This window comes from Streptomyces sp. NPDC046308, from assembly GCF_055588065.1.
This window is the reverse complement of record NZ_JBVJFB010000002.1, coordinates 1364577-1377820: the sequence shown is the minus strand read 5'-3', so window position 1 is coordinate 1377820 and position 13244 is coordinate 1364577. Positions and strand designations below refer to the sequence as shown.

The window sequence follows — 13244 nt, the reverse complement described above, 5'->3', positions numbered from 1 at the left end:
GCGCCCCCCCCCCCCCCCCCCCCCCCCCCCCCCCCCCCCCCCCCCCCCCCCCCCTCCCACCCCCCCCCCCCCCCCCCCCCCCCCCCCCCTCCCCCTCCCCCTCCCCCCCCCCCCCCCCCCCCCCCCCCCCCCCCCGCCCCCGTTCCGCCGGGTGCCCTGCCGGGCGGGCGGGCGGGCGTGCGGCCGGGTGGCCGGGGGGCTGCCCTGCCGGGTGGGGTGGGGGCGGTTCCGGCGGGGCCGGGTGCGCGCCGGGGCGTCTCCTCGGGCGCCGAACGTGGCGGGGTGTCGGAGAACTGGGCGGAAGTGCGTTCGGCGCCCTGCGGGGATCGCCCCGGCACACACCCGACCCCGCCGAGACCGGCCGGGCGCGGGCCGCTTCGGGTGCTCCCGCCTGGGCGCTTTGCCACGATCGCCCCGGCTGCCGGCGGGGATCGCCCGGCACGCACCCGACCTCGGCGGAAGCGCCCGAGGGGGGGGCGGGCGGGCCGCTTTGGCTGCTCGCGCCTCGGCGCCCTGGGGCCCGGGCGCGTCGGAGTCGACCTGGGGGGTGGGGGTGGTCGGGTGGCCCCTACGCTTGGTGCGACTGCTGTCGATGCTCGAAGAGGCGACTGAAGATGAGCACGTACGGATCCTTCCCCGGCTCGCGGCCCCGCCGGCTGCGCACCACCCCGGCGATGCGGCGGATGGTCGCGGAGAACCGGCTGCACCCGTCGGACCTGATCCTCCCCGCGTTCGTACGGGAGGGCATCAGCGAGCCCCTGGCGATCTCGGCGATGCCCGGTGTCGTCCAGCACACGCGGGACACGCTGCGGAAGGCCGCCGTGGAGGCGGTCGAGGCGGGGGTCGCGGGGATCATGCTGTTCGGCGTCCCGGCCGACGAGAACAAGGACGCGCTGGGCACGGCGGGCACGGAGCCGGACGGGATCCTGCAGGTCGCGATCCGCGACGTGAAGGCCGAGGTCGGGGACGACCTGGTGATCATGTCGGACCTGTGCCTGGACGAGTACACCGACCACGGGCACTGCGGCGTGCTGGACGAGCACGGGCGGGTGGACAACGACGCGACGCTGGAGCGGTACGCCGAGATGGCGCAGGTCCAGGCCGACGCGGGCGTCCACGTGGTGGGCCCGAGCGGGATGATGGACGGCCAGGTCGGGGTCATCCGCGACGCGCTGGACGAGACCGGGCACGAGGACGTGTCCATCCTCGCGTACACGGCGAAGTACTCGTCGGCCTTCTACGGCCCCTTCCGGGAGGCCGTCGCCTCCTCGCTCCAGGGTGACCGCAAGACGTACCAGCAGGACCCGGCGAACGCCCGGGAGTCCCTGCGGGAGCTGGCCCTCGACCTGGAGGAGGGCGCGGACATGGTCATGGTCAAGCCGGCCGGCCCCTACCTCGACATCCTGTACCGGGTCGCGCAGGCGGTCGACGTCCCGGTGGCGGCGTACCAGATCAGCGGCGAGTTCGCGATGATCGAGGCGGCCGCGGAGAAGGGCTGGATCGAGCGGGACCGGGCCATCCTGGAGACCCTGCTGGGCATCAAGCGGGCGGGCGCCGACACGATCCTGACCTACTGGGCGACCGAGGTCGCCGGCTGGCTGCGCAACGCCTGACCCGCTCTACGGCCAGTCGACGAGGCCGTTGAAGACGACGAAGTCGAGGACGACCGCCGCCGGGGCGATGACGGCCAGCCACACCCTGGCGGCGGCGTGGCGCCGCTGCCAGGGCAGGGCCCATGCGGCGAGCAACAGGACCAGGACCGCGGCCAGGCCGGATCCGAACACGGGGAAGGCGATGCCGTACGAGGCGTCGAACCGGTCGCTCGCCGCCTCACCGCAGGAGTCGCACGCCATCGGCGACAGTCCGACGAAGAAGAACGCGGCCGCCGCGAGCGGCAGCGTGAGCAGGGTGGAGACGAGCGGCGCGACGAACGCACGGGGGTGGCGGGCGGTGTCCGGGGTCATGGATCCAGTGAACTCCTTGCGAAGACATGGAACATGAGTGCGCATACTCAGGTGACCTCGGTGCTCCACCTGCGAAAATCCTGAGTGTACGTACGTAGTTGGCGTGGCAGCGCCGAAGAGGGGGTGGACATGACGGACGGCGATCTGAGGGTCTCGAAGGACGGCCTCACCAAACTCGCGGACGACCTCGACGAGATGCAGGGTCATCTGGAGCGTCAGATCCGGAACATGGACCGCGTGGTCGACAGCATCGCGGCGGGCTGGCAAGGGCCCACGGCAACGGCGTACCGCGCCCTGCACCGGGGGGCCGCCGAGGACGCGGTCCGGATCCGGCAGGTGCTCGCCCTCCTCGAACGGGCGACCAGGGCTTCGCGTGACGGGTTCACGGCCCAGGAGCTGGAGGTCCTGGCCGCGTTCAGACGCGTCCAGAGCCAGGAGGACGTGACCGCGTCCGCCGCGGAGCTGACCGTGCCGGACCAGCCGGCCGCCCCGCACAGCCGTCTGCAGGACATCTGAGAGCAGCGAGGGACCGCACCACCATGTCGGACGACGACCGGATAACTGTCGATTTCGCCACCCTGCAGCGCCTGTCGGGGGATCTGGAGGACATCCTCAAGGACCTCAACGAGAAGCTGGAGCTGCTGTACGAGCGCTCCAAGAAGGCCGTTCTGAGCTGGGACGGCGAGGCCCGGCAGGCCTTCATCGACGAGCTGGACAAGTGGGACCGCTCGGCCCAGGACCTCAAGGCCGCGCAGGCCTGGCTGCACGAGGTCGTGGTCAAGGGTCACCTCAACTACGCCGCGGCGAACAGGTCCGTGCTCCAGGGCTGGGGAGGCGGCGCCTGATGGCCGGACCCACTCCGGGCCCCACCCCGGCGCAGCCGCCCGCCGCCGCCGGCGGCGGCAACATCGACGTCAAGCCGTCGAGCCTGTGGACCGTCTCCGGACGGGTCGCCAGTCAGCAGGACCCCATGATGCGCGGTGGGAACACGCTCGTGCAGGAGCTGCAGAAGTACCCGGACGCCGGCGGGGCGGGCACCGAGGCCGAGAAGTTCGCGGCGGCCTACAAGAAGATAGGCAACCGCTGGCTGGAGGTGCTGGGCAAGAGCGTGGTCAGCATCGGCGGTGTCGCCGTCGGCTTCACGGAGACCGCCAACGCCTACACCAAGGCCGATGCGGCGGCCCACCCCAAGCCCGGGCAGGCCCCGGAGCAGCGCCCGCTCCCCACGGTCATCGACAAGGACCCCAAGTTCGCCAGCGTTCCCGACATCAAGTGGGGTGACGACGACGGCGGTGACGACCTGATCCGCGGCGCGATGGAGGGCATACCGGAGATCGTCCGGGACGTCCTGCAGCCCGTCGCGAAGCACGTCTTCCGTGTCGGCAAGGTGGCGGACGTGCACCCCTTCCCGCAGCAGCACTACCTCAACTCGCACTGCCACAGCTGGATGAACGCCTCGGTCGTCCCGAGCAACACGGCGGCCGAGCTGACGATGATCATTGGCACGATCACCAACCACCAGAAGGCGGACTGGGAAGCGGCCATGCGGACGTTCTGCAGTGCGCTGTGGGGCGCGACGGACTGGGGGCAGTCCGGTCCGGCCCGGCACGGCTACCAGTGGGCGCATACCGCCGGTCCGCACGGGGCGAAGGCGCCCACGGGCAGTCAGCCGGTGATGAGCGTCCTGAACGACGTGGCGATCAAGATCAGCGACTGTCTGCGGGAGTACGCGGAAGCCGCCGTCGAGCTGAACCACGACGTCTTCGAAGAGCTCAAGCGGGCCATGAAGCAGGCTGCCATGAGCATCATCGAGGACTTGGAGAAGGCCAAGGAGAAGCCCAGCGTCAAGAGCATCGTCGGCGCGGTCACCAGCGTGGCCAGCGGGGTCGGCGGGGCCGCCGGGCTCCTGCTGAAGTTCGACGTCAACACGGTCCTGAAGCTGGACAAGGCCAAGCTCAACCGGATCGTGGACAAGTACACGGGCATCGTGGACGGCCTCACGACACGCATGAACGAGCTTGAGGGCGTCCTGGACGAAGCGCACCGGAGCGCCCCGAAGTTCGAGGCCGGCGTCGCCCGCGCCCACGGCTTCGGCGCCCGCTCGCTCAACGACTTCAAGCACGAGCAGCAGTGGACCGTCCCGGGGGCGAACGGCAACATGGCCTTCGACCTCGCGGCCAACGAGTACCTCGGCGGCGGCCACACCTTGGACAAGCACGTGGGCAAGACCGACGAGCAGCTGGCGCAGCGCCTGCGCGACCAGTCCCAGCCGGCCGCCACGTGGCCCGAGAACAGCAGGCCCACCATCGGCGGTTCGTCGAGCTTCAAGACGATGGCGGACGCGCAGCGGCTCACCGAGCAGAACATGCGGCTGACGCAGTCCGAGATCGACGCCTGGCTCGCCTCCAACCCGCAGGACGGCCAGAACAAGGCCTTCGTGAGCAAGACGCCCAACGGCGAGGCCAGCGGCAGCTACGTGTCCAAGCAGCCCACGCCCAACCAGGACGGGTCCCCCGGCACGATCCCGGGGACGGGCTACAAGGACCACGGCCTCAATGCGAAGGCGATCGACGTCCAGTACGTCAAGACCGTGCTCAAGTACGATTCCAGCCTCGATCCGCCGTACATCATCTACACGTCGATGCCCGCGCCCCGCCCGACCCCGTAGGGACCCTGATGAACGCCCCCGACAGCACCACCTGGGAAGCGGCGGTCCGGGACCTCTACGAGGACGGGTTCGCGTTCGTCGCCACCGGTCCGCGCGAGCGCGAGGACTGGCGGGCCGACGTGCTCGCCGTGATGGAACGGGCCGTCCCCGATCCGCGCGGATGGGCGGGGATCGACCCGATCGCGCACGAACGCACTGCGGAGCACCCCGCCGTCCCGTTCTGCCGCCCGGCCTTCAGGGACGATCCGCCCCGCCCGCTCACCCCGGCCGACATCGGGGAACGGACGCACGAGATCGACCGTGCGAGCGCCGAGAACCTCCTCCTCGCGCTCACCGACGGCGGCTGCACCCTGCGGAACCTCGAAAGGTTCACCGAGAGCTTCGACGAGCTGCAGAACATGGCCCGCACCATCCTCGCCCGCTACGGGGACACATTCACCGGCTACACCAACGTCACCGTCGGCGCGCGCAAGGACGACACGCTGGACTTTGGAGCGTCCCACTGGGGCTACACCCCGATGACCTACTACGTGGAGGACGCCGGCCTGGTCATCGTCTCCGACACCGAGGTCGGGCTGTTCTGGACATTCGACTGCTGAGCCCTAGAGAGGAAACCGTGCCGACGCAATCCACCGACGCCGCCACCTGGGACGCCGCGCTGCTGCGGCTCCTGGAGGACGTCTTCACCTTCGCCAGGAGCGGCCCCCGGTCGCACGAGGACTGGGCCGAGGACGTCCTCGCCGTCATGGAGCGGTCCGTCGCCGATCCGCGGGGCTGGTCCGCCCTGGATCCGGAGACGTTCGAGGAGGGACGGGAGGCCGGCTTCCCCTCCTACCCGTTCCGTGCGATGTCCGCCGAGGACCTGCGCGCGGGGCTCCGGCCGATCACGGCCGGCGCCGCCGTCGACCTGCTCGCCTCGTTCGCGCAGGAGTGGTTCTTCGAGGGCTTCCCGGTCCGGTCCCGGGAGGACCGGGACGCGGTGCTCGCGGACGCCCGGACCGTGCTTGACCGGTTCGGCGCCGATGCGGCGTTCTGGACCTCCTCCGACCTCGCCCGCGGCTGCGACGCTCCCGACTTCCTGGCACGGGACCTCGAAGGCGGGCACCCCTTCACCGACTACATGATGGACCTCGGCCTGATCGCGGTGTCGGCGGACGAGGTCGGCGTCTTCTGGTCGTTCAACGCGAATTGAGACAATGATCCGATGCTGACCCGATCCTCCACCTACCCCGACCGGGAGGCCGCGCAGTGGGCCACCCAGCAGGTGGTGACCGCCAACGAGCAGGTCATCCACCGCTGGCTCGCCCAGGGGACGCGGGCGCGCCTCACCCTCGAGGCCGCCTGGCCGTCCCGTGAGGAGCCCGTCGGCCGGGTGCAGCTGGAGGCGATGCTGCTCGCCGGCCAGGGACCCGTCGACGTCCGCGCCGCCCGCGTCGTCCTGCGCCGTGAGCCCGCCAGCCCGTACGGATTCGTCGTCCTGACGACCGTCCCGTTCTACCCGTAGAGGCGACCGACCGTGTCCATGAAGCCCCTCGAACACGACCGGCGCTACGGCGAGCTCGACCAGGTGCTGCGCGCCTACCTCGGCCAGCCCGCCGACGACACGGCGGAGCAGCGCAGCCGTGCGCTGGACGCCTACCTGCGCCACACCTGGCACACCCGCCCCTGGGCCATCGCGGAGGCCGAGCGCCAGCTGCGCGAGTACGGCAGCAACCCTCCGGGGCGCCTGCGGATCGACCTCGGCGAGTTCTACGCCGTCCCCGACGTCGGGATCCCGCAGTCCGCGATCGGCGACTGGCTGTTCGTGCTCGCCGACCACCTCAAGCAGAGCATCGAGGACGGCGAGGTGCCGCCCCCGGCGAACCCGCAGACCCACTGGGAGTGGCACGCACGCTTCCCGGAGACCGCGCAGCTGCTGGGCGGCTGGTTCTCGCAGGACATCGTCGACGAGTTCCCCGACCACGAGGCCGCGGTCGCGGACTACGCCGCCACCACCGACCCGCAGATCGTCGCTCGCCTCGTCGGCGAGCTCCACGAACTGATCGCGCTCCCGATGGACGAGGGCGACTACGCCCTGGCCGCCGCGGAGCTCGGCATGGAGGTCAACCCGCCCGAGCCGTTCTCGTACGGGGCGTGGTTCCGGACGGTGGCGGCGGCCCTGACCGCCGGCTGACGGCCGGGGGCCGGCGGGCTCCCGGCTCGCGCCGGCCCTGCCGCGGGCGCACCCTGGAGGGAAGGGTGACCCCCTGGAGGTGATGCACCATGGCCACGCTCGTCGGGTGGCATGTGGAGCTCGAATTCACCGAGGAGGGCCACCGCACCAGTGCGGCGGCCCTGGTCAGACTCGGGGACGGCTCCGAGATCAAGGCGCGGGGCTACGCCCTGCGTCACCCCTCCGACCCGGAGCAGCTGAGGGTCGGGGAAGAGATCGCGGGTGCTCGCGCGCTCATGGATCTCGCGTCGCAGATGCTGCAGAAGGCCCACGCCGAGATCGACGAGGCGACGGGCCGGCATTCCTACCCGCTCAACAGCTGAGCGGGTACGCGCCGTCGGCGTGCCGAGGGGCTTCTCCGGGTGAGGAGCCCCTCAGCGCGTCCTGCCGCGGAACAGGACCGCCGACAGGACCACGGCCGCGGCCGTGATGCCCGCGCACCAGGTCAGGGCCACCCAGGGCGCGTCCCCGGCGGGCTGTGCCAGGAGCAGGGCGCGCAGGGATTCGATCACGGGGGTCAGCGGCTGGTGGTCGGCGAAGCCGTGCAGCCAGCCGGGCATGGTGTCGATGGGGACGAAGGCGCTGGACGGGTACGGCAGGAACATCATCAGGAAGGTGAAGCCGCCCGCCGCCTCCGGGGACTTGGCGAGCAGGCCCAGTGCGGCGGCCAGCCAGGAGATCGCCGTGATGTACGCCAGCAGCAGGCCGGCCGCGGCGAGGAAGGCGGCCGGGCCCGCCTGGGGCCGGAAGCCGATCGCGAGGGCCACGGCGAGGACCAGGGTGGTGGAGAGCAGGTTGCGCAGGACCGAGGCCGTGACGTGTCCGGCGAGGATCGGGACGCCGCCGATGTCGAGGGAGCGGAAGCGGTCGATGACGCCGTTCGTCATGTCCTCGGCGACGCTGACGGCGGTGCTCGCCGCGCCGAAGCCCGCGCAGAGCAGCATGGCGCCGGGGACCACGTACGTCACGTACGTCGTGCCGGTGTCGATGGCCCCGCCGAAGAAGTAGACGAAGATCAGCATCAGCATGACGGGCAGCATCAGGGCGGCGATCAGCGCGTCGGGCCGGCGGCTGCTGATGCGCAGGCTGCGGCCGGCCAGGGCGAGGGCGCTCACGGGCACGGCGGTCATCGGTCGGCTCCCGTCAGGGTGAGGAACACGTCGTCGAGGGTGGCGCTGCGGACCGTGAAGCGGTCCACGGCGGTGCGGTCCGGGTCGAGTTCGTCGAGCAGGCTCCGGACGTGGGCGGCGGTGCCGTCGGTGGGCAGGCCGAGGGTGAGTGCGTCGGGGTCGAGGTGGACGGCGCGCGGGGCGAGGGCCTCGTAGGCGGCGCCGGTGGCGAGGGTCAGGTCCAGGCGGTGTCCGGCGACGCGCGCCTTCAGTTCGGCCGGGGTGCCCTCGGCGGCGATGCGGCCGCCGGAGAGGACGGCGACGCGGTCGGCGAGCCTGTCGGCCTCCTCCAGGTACTGGGTGGTCAGCAGCACGGTGGTGCCGTCGGCGCGCAGTTCCCGTACGAGGTCCCACAGGTCCTGGCGGCTGCGCGGGTCGAGGCCGTTGGTCGGCTCGTCGAGGAAGACGACCTCGGGGCGGGAGACGAGGCTCGCTGCGAGGTCGAGGCGCCTTCGCATGCCGCCCGAATACGTCTTCGCGGTGCGGCCGGCGGCCTCGGCGAGGCCGAAGCGGGCGAGCAGCTCGTCGGCGCGGGCGCGGGCCGTACGTGGGGAGAGCCCGGCGAGCCGGCCCATCATGCGCAGGGTCTCGCTGCCGGTCAGGAGCTCGTCGAGGGCGGCGAACTGGCCGGTGAGGGAGATCCGTTCGCGGACGCGGGCCCGTGCGGTGTCCGTGTCGTGTCCGGCGACGCGGACGGTCCCGGCGTCGGCGGCGGTGAGGGTGGCGAGGATCCGGACGGTGGTGGTCTTTCCGGCGCCGTTGGGCCCGAGGAGGGCGAGGACGCTGCCGCGCGGGACGGCGAGGTCGATGCCGTCGAGGACGCGGAGGTCGCCGTAGGCCTTGGTCAGACCGGTGGCGTGGATGCCGAGGTCGCCTGGGGCGTGCGTGGTCATGGGGATGTGCTCCCTTCCCGACTGCTTCTGCGTATGCCATACGCTCTTCTGCGTAAGTAATACACAGAACTAGGATGGGGGTCAATCGAGGAGCGGGCGGACATGGCGGACGAGGACTGCGGGACAGGGCTCCCGGCGAGCCTGGAAATGGCCTGGGGCCTACGCGAACGCCCCGCCAAGGGGCCGCGCCCCACGCTCACCCTGCCGAAGATCGTGGAGGCGGCGGTGGCGCTGGCCGCCGCCGAGGGAGTAGACGCCGTCTCCATGGGCCGCGTGGCCAAGGAACTGGGCGTCTCGACCATGTCCCTCTACCGGTACGTCGCCGCGAAGGAGGAGCTCTACGTCCTGATGGCGGACGCGGGCGTCGGCGCCCCGCCGCCGCTGCCGCCCGAGGCCGAGGGGTGGGGCTGGCGTGAGCTGCTGACGCACTGGGCGTACGCGCAGCGGGCCGTCCTGATGGCCAACTCCTGGATCCTGCGCATCCCGATCACCGCCGCGCCCGTCTCCCCGAACCAGCTCGCCTGGATGGACCGGGGCCTCGCCTCTATGGCCGGCACGGGCCTGAACGAGAGCGAGAAGCTGTCGACGATCATCCTCATCGGAGGCCTCGTACGGAACGAGGCCACGATGGCCGCCGACATGATGGACGCCATCGTGAAGTCCGGGGTCGCCCCGGAGCAGGCGCTCGGCCAGTACGTCCGCACGCTGCGGCTCATGACCGGACCGGACAGCCACCCCGCGGTGACGCGGCTGCTGGCCTCGGACGCGTTCGGCGGCTCCGGCGAGCCGGACTTCCAGTTCCGCTTCGGCCTGGACCGCATCCTGGACGGGCTGACTCCGCTGGCGGCGGCTCCGGGGCGGTCAGACGGGCGGCAGTAGATCACTCTCGCTGACGGTGTACGTCAGCGGAGGGTAGAGGAAGTCCGTTTCCTCGTTCTCGCGGCGCCGTAGGCGGTAGAACTCGCGCCTCTGCTCGTCGTCGGCCGCTGTGAGGCGCGCTCCCTGCGGGAGGTACGCGTGTCCGTCGCGAAACCGGACGAGGGTCTTCGACGTCCGGAACGTCACGCCCAACCACTGGTTGTCCGCCGCCGGGACGGGCGCGTCCAGCACGATCTTGTGCTTGAACCGCCGATTCGAGTCGACGGAGAACGCGACGACACTGTGGTGGGTGAGAGGGATCTCGAACGTGTCGACGCCGGACTCTTTCGACTCGAACATCAGCTTCCGCGGTGGACCCGCTTCGGGATGCCGGTAGCAGGAGAACACGGCGATGAAGGACTCGGCGGCCAGATCCAGAGCCTGGTCGGAATGGCCGCCCATGGTCCGGTAGGCATTGGTGTAGCTCTCGATGAGAGCGTTGTTGAAGCCGACCGGTATCGCCGCATGTTCCTGGATCTGCTGCGCCAGCCGCTCGTGCACCGTGCGGAAACGTTGCGCCGGGCTGCCGTATCGAGTGGTGGTCCGTACGAGAGGCACACCCCCCGACTCGTCGATCCTGGCGAGCACGGCACCTTGCCGGCCCTTTCCCACGTCTTCCAGACGAACCGAGGCGGACAGCTCCGCGAAGAGATCCGGTGCGGCCGGCAACGAGTACGAGATGATCTCGTCGGAGATCCTAGATCCGGGGGGCAACGTAGTCTCCCGTGTTCATGCTGAAGAGGAATGCGTCGCCGTAGTCGATGAAGGACGAGGTCCTGTTCTCCTCGGCGTACAGCCTGCGCAGCTCGTCCATGCCCTCCGGCGTGGGCGGCCCCAGCTTCACCAGGTCCCCGGCCGCTTTGAGGAACGTCTGGCCGTCCTTGTGAACGGCCTCGGCGCTCGAACAGCGCACCACGTACCCCAGGCGGGTCGGGAGGGTTTCGGCGTCCAGCGTCGAAGGCCGGATCTCGTGGGTGTACAGACGGTTGGTGGACAGCGGCATGAAGAACACGGAGCCGGGATAGAGCGTCAGGTCGAACTGCGGGGGGAGTTCTACCCCCTCGCCTTCCCCGATGGGCTCCTTGAGGCGGAAGCGGAGTCTGGTCAGCCCGCTGGCGCGCTTCACGCCGTAGTCGAAGGCGTCTTCGGCCAGCGGGCGCAGCTTTTCGAGCCCGTCGTAGAAGGTGCAGAAGGCCATGACGCCGTTGACGGGCATGTCCTTGGTCTTGTCGGCATGCGCCGAAATCCTGGCCTTGGACTGCTTGCGGTCGGCCGTGGCAAGGGTGTTGTGGTAGATCTGCGCGAGAACGTGGTTCAGCGGTGCGTGGCCCCGGAAGACGGTGGCGGCCTCGCGATTCAGCGCCTCGACGATGCGGGTGTCGGTCGCGCGGAAGCCCTCGGTCGGCCCCGAGAGGTTCGTGGAGCACCGCAGCAGGCGGAAATGCAGCTCGTCGCCGTTCTGCTCGACGGGCGTCAGATAGATGCCGCTGCGGTGGGCCGTTCCGGGCTTGGTGGACTCCGTCAGGGACTGGAAGGCGTGCTCCGCGCGGATCCGTCCGAAGTGATCGGCGTCGAGGTCGAAGAAGCGCCGGTAGTACACGCCTGCGCCGTGCACCCGGACGGGAACGCGGCCGACACCGACGGGGGCCCAGGGCGTGTCGGCGTAACCACGCGACAGCTCCCGGACGACGAACACCCGCCCAGCCGAGTCCAGTTGGCCGCTGTGGAGTGTGGCTACGTCGCCACACAGGTAGACGGTCTTGCGCGCAAGGTCGGGTGCACCGGAGGCGAGGTCCTGCGGCGTGATCACGGACCCGAAGAAGTCCCTGACCAGGTCGTGGTCGTGCAGCGTCGACGGCGCGACCAGTACGTTGCTCGCATCATCGATGCGGGCTTCCGTCATCGAGCCAGCCAGCCGGTGAGCGCCGCCCAGCTCGCCGGGGCGAGGCCCAGGACGGGGCCGTCCTGGACCTTCGAGTCCCGCACGTGCACCTGGCTCACGCCTTGGGCGACCTCTACGCACTGGTCGCCGTCGGGGCTGCTGTAGCTGGACTTGAACCACTTCAGTGTGGTGCTCATAGCTCTCCTAGCATGCGCTCCAGCAGGCCCTTTGTTTCAACAGGGTTGAGGGCCTGGGTTCGCAGCATGGCATACCGCTGCGCCAGGATGCTGACGTCGTCGGGGTCGGTGACGAGCTTGCTGCCACGCTGACCTTCGAAGTAGCCGCGGTGCACGTGTTCAGGTGTTTCCAGCATGGTGAATGAGCCGGAGAGGGCCGGATGGTACGTCTGGCCGAGCGGCAGAATCTGCATGGTGACGTGGGGAAGCTCCATGCAGGCCAGCAGGTTGCGCACCTGTTCGGCCCAGACCGCGTCGCCGCCGATCCTGTCGCGGAGTCCCGTTTCCGAGATCACGAAAGAGACGCTCGGCGGGTGTTGCTGATGCAGCATCTGCACCCGGGAGAGTCGTCGGACGATCAGCGCCTCGATCTCCTCTGGGAGGAAGGCCGGTACGCGGCAGCGGAATAGAGCCCGCATGTAGTTCTCGGTCTGGAGGACTCCCGGAATGACCATGCTCTCGTACCAGTTGAGGGCAACGGCCTGCTTCTCGAGATCCATGTACTCCTCCGACCAGGGAGGGCTCGCATCCCGCTCGGGCATCTCGAGCGCCGCCACGGTCAGCAGACCCGGCAGGCCCAGGTGCAGGTCCATCAGCTCCGCGACGGGAGGCATAAGAGTCCGCCGGCCCTGTTCGATGGAGGCGATGGTCTCCGCATCCAGCCGGACCAGCTCTCCGAGCTGTTTCTGGGTCAGGTTCTTGGCGATGCGGGCGGCGGCCACCTGCGCTCCGACCATCTTCATGGTCGTCGCGTTCGGCCGTGCTCGTTTCCTCGGTGGCATGACAGCGAACTCCCCACCCACGTGCGCGGAATACCCCGTGCGGACCCGTACTCATCAAGGAGTACGGGTCGGCGCTCAGCCACACGCTAGTCACGCAACGCGACGATCGTCCCGTGAATCCAACTATTCAGGCGGCGCTCATGCGCGAGCGTCTCTACCTGCGCTCACCCCGATCCGTCGCAGCTGCACGGCACTTCACACATGACACCTTGCGGGCGTGGGGGGCCACCGAACGTCTCGACGACATGTTGCTCTGCGTGAGCGAGCTGGCGACCAACGCGCTGCGGTACGGGGTCCCGCGCGGCCGCGGCTACCTGCTGCGCCTGTTCGGCATCGAGGACGGGACCGTCCGCATCGAGGTGCACGACACCGGGCCCGGGTTCTCCCGGATCACCGGGCGACCGCACGGGCACGGGCTGACGCTCGTCGCCGCGCTCTCCGACGACTGGGGAGCGCTGGCCCGGACGCCCGGGAAGGTCGTCTGGTGCGAGTTCCGCGGGGCTGCCTGCTAGCTTCGGAT

Annotated in this window: 18 protein-coding genes; 11 read left to right on the top strand and 7 right to left on the bottom strand. The window is 70.4% G+C overall.

Features of this window, described 5'->3' with window-relative positions:
- The first annotated feature begins 614 nt into the window (after positions 1-614).
- On the top strand, positions 615-1613 hold the full coding sequence (gene hemB / locus ACZ6JT_RS13785; RefSeq protein WP_362401935.1) for a porphobilinogen synthase: 999 nt from the start codon (positions 615-617) through the stop codon (positions 1611-1613).
- Positions 1614-1619: 6 nt separating this feature from the next.
- Here the strand turns inward: hemB and ACZ6JT_RS13780 are convergent, their stop codons facing one another.
- Complete coding sequence (locus tag ACZ6JT_RS13780; protein WP_469209544.1) at positions 1620-1964, bottom strand: hypothetical protein; 345 nt, start codon at positions 1962-1964, stop codon at positions 1620-1622.
- Positions 1965-2093: 129 nt separating this feature from the next.
- Here ACZ6JT_RS13780 and ACZ6JT_RS13775 point away from each other — a divergent pair, with 129 nt between their 5' ends.
- The 8 genes from ACZ6JT_RS13775 to ACZ6JT_RS13740 all read left to right on the top strand — a co-directional run bounded on the left by ACZ6JT_RS13775 (position 2094) and on the right by ACZ6JT_RS13740 (position 7167).
- On the top strand, positions 2094-2480 hold the full coding sequence (locus ACZ6JT_RS13775) for a WXG100 family type VII secretion target (protein WP_030721301.1): 387 nt from the start codon (positions 2094-2096) through the stop codon (positions 2478-2480).
- Between the two features lie 23 nt (positions 2481-2503).
- Positions 2504-2809, top strand: a complete 306-nt coding sequence (locus ACZ6JT_RS13770; protein WP_469209541.1) for a WXG100 family type VII secretion target — start codon at positions 2504-2506, stop codon at positions 2807-2809.
- On the top strand, positions 2809-4632 hold the full coding sequence (locus ACZ6JT_RS13765; protein WP_469209539.1) for an RNase A-like domain-containing protein: 1824 nt from the start codon (positions 2809-2811) through the stop codon (positions 4630-4632). Before ACZ6JT_RS13770 ends, ACZ6JT_RS13765 begins: the two co-directional genes overlap by 1 nt.
- A gap of 8 nt (positions 4633-4640) precedes the next feature.
- Positions 4641-5231 carry a hypothetical protein gene (locus ACZ6JT_RS13760; protein WP_469209537.1) on the top strand — a complete coding sequence of 197 codons (591 nt, stop codon included), beginning with the start codon at positions 4641-4643 and terminating at the stop codon, positions 5229-5231.
- Between the two features lie 17 nt (positions 5232-5248).
- Positions 5249-5824, top strand: coding sequence for a hypothetical protein (locus ACZ6JT_RS13755; protein WP_469209535.1), 576 nt, complete (start codon positions 5249-5251; stop codon positions 5822-5824).
- Positions 5825-5836: 12 nt separating this feature from the next.
- Positions 5837-6136, top strand: a complete 300-nt coding sequence (locus ACZ6JT_RS13750) for an RNase A-like domain-containing protein (RefSeq protein ID WP_469209534.1) — start codon at positions 5837-5839, stop codon at positions 6134-6136.
- A gap of 12 nt (positions 6137-6148) precedes the next feature.
- Complete coding sequence (locus ACZ6JT_RS13745) at positions 6149-6805, top strand: contact-dependent growth inhibition system immunity protein (RefSeq protein ID WP_469209532.1); 657 nt, start codon at positions 6149-6151, stop codon at positions 6803-6805.
- Positions 6806-6894: 89 nt separating this feature from the next.
- Complete coding sequence (locus tag ACZ6JT_RS13740; protein ID WP_030722627.1) at positions 6895-7167, top strand: DUF1876 domain-containing protein; 273 nt, start codon at positions 6895-6897, stop codon at positions 7165-7167.
- Between the two features lie 51 nt (positions 7168-7218).
- Here ACZ6JT_RS13740 and ACZ6JT_RS13735 read toward each other — a convergent pair whose 3' ends face one another.
- Both ACZ6JT_RS13735 and ACZ6JT_RS13730 read right to left on the bottom strand, forming a co-directional pair.
- A complete protein-coding gene (locus ACZ6JT_RS13735) occupies positions 7219-7974 on the bottom strand; it encodes an ABC transporter permease (RefSeq protein WP_469209530.1) in 756 nt (251 codons plus the stop codon).
- A complete protein-coding gene (locus ACZ6JT_RS13730; protein WP_469209528.1) occupies positions 7971-8906 on the bottom strand; it encodes an ABC transporter ATP-binding protein in 936 nt (311 codons plus the stop codon). Before ACZ6JT_RS13730 ends, ACZ6JT_RS13735 begins: the two co-directional genes overlap by 4 nt.
- Before the next feature lie 102 nt (positions 8907-9008).
- Here ACZ6JT_RS13730 and ACZ6JT_RS13725 point away from each other — a divergent pair, with 102 nt between their 5' ends.
- Positions 9009-9785, top strand: a complete 777-nt coding sequence (locus ACZ6JT_RS13725; protein ID WP_469209526.1) for a TetR/AcrR family transcriptional regulator — start codon at positions 9009-9011, stop codon at positions 9783-9785.
- Here ACZ6JT_RS13725 and ACZ6JT_RS13720 read toward each other — a convergent pair.
- Genes ACZ6JT_RS13720 through ACZ6JT_RS13705 form a run of 4 tightly spaced genes read right to left on the bottom strand, consistent with a single transcriptional unit; the run spans position 9768 to position 12685 of the window.
- Entirely contained in the window at positions 9768-10538 is a 771-nt protein-coding gene (locus ACZ6JT_RS13720; protein WP_469209524.1) for an alpha-ketoglutarate-dependent dioxygenase AlkB, read from the bottom strand. The genes ACZ6JT_RS13725 and ACZ6JT_RS13720 overlap by 18 nt on opposite strands.
- Positions 10522-11727, bottom strand: coding sequence for a hypothetical protein (locus ACZ6JT_RS13715; protein WP_469209522.1), 1206 nt, complete (start codon positions 11725-11727; stop codon positions 10522-10524). The genes ACZ6JT_RS13720 and ACZ6JT_RS13715 overlap by 17 nt, the downstream gene beginning before the upstream one ends.
- Positions 11724-11903: a DUF397 domain-containing protein gene (locus ACZ6JT_RS13710; RefSeq protein ID WP_469209520.1), complete on the bottom strand. Its 180-nt coding sequence runs from the start codon at positions 11901-11903 to the stop codon at positions 11724-11726. The genes ACZ6JT_RS13715 and ACZ6JT_RS13710 overlap by 4 nt, the downstream gene beginning before the upstream one ends.
- Positions 11900-12685: a helix-turn-helix domain-containing protein gene (locus ACZ6JT_RS13705; protein ID WP_469209519.1), complete on the bottom strand. Its 786-nt coding sequence runs from the start codon at positions 12683-12685 to the stop codon at positions 11900-11902. Before ACZ6JT_RS13705 ends, ACZ6JT_RS13710 begins: the two co-directional genes overlap by 4 nt.
- Before the next feature lie 179 nt (positions 12686-12864).
- On the opposite strand from ACZ6JT_RS13705, the gene ACZ6JT_RS13700 reads away from it, so the two are divergent.
- Positions 12865-13236 carry an ATP-binding protein gene (locus tag ACZ6JT_RS13700; protein WP_469209675.1) on the top strand — a complete coding sequence of 124 codons (372 nt, stop codon included), beginning with the start codon at positions 12865-12867 and terminating at the stop codon, positions 13234-13236.
- The last annotated feature ends 8 nt before the right edge of the window (positions 13237-13244 follow it).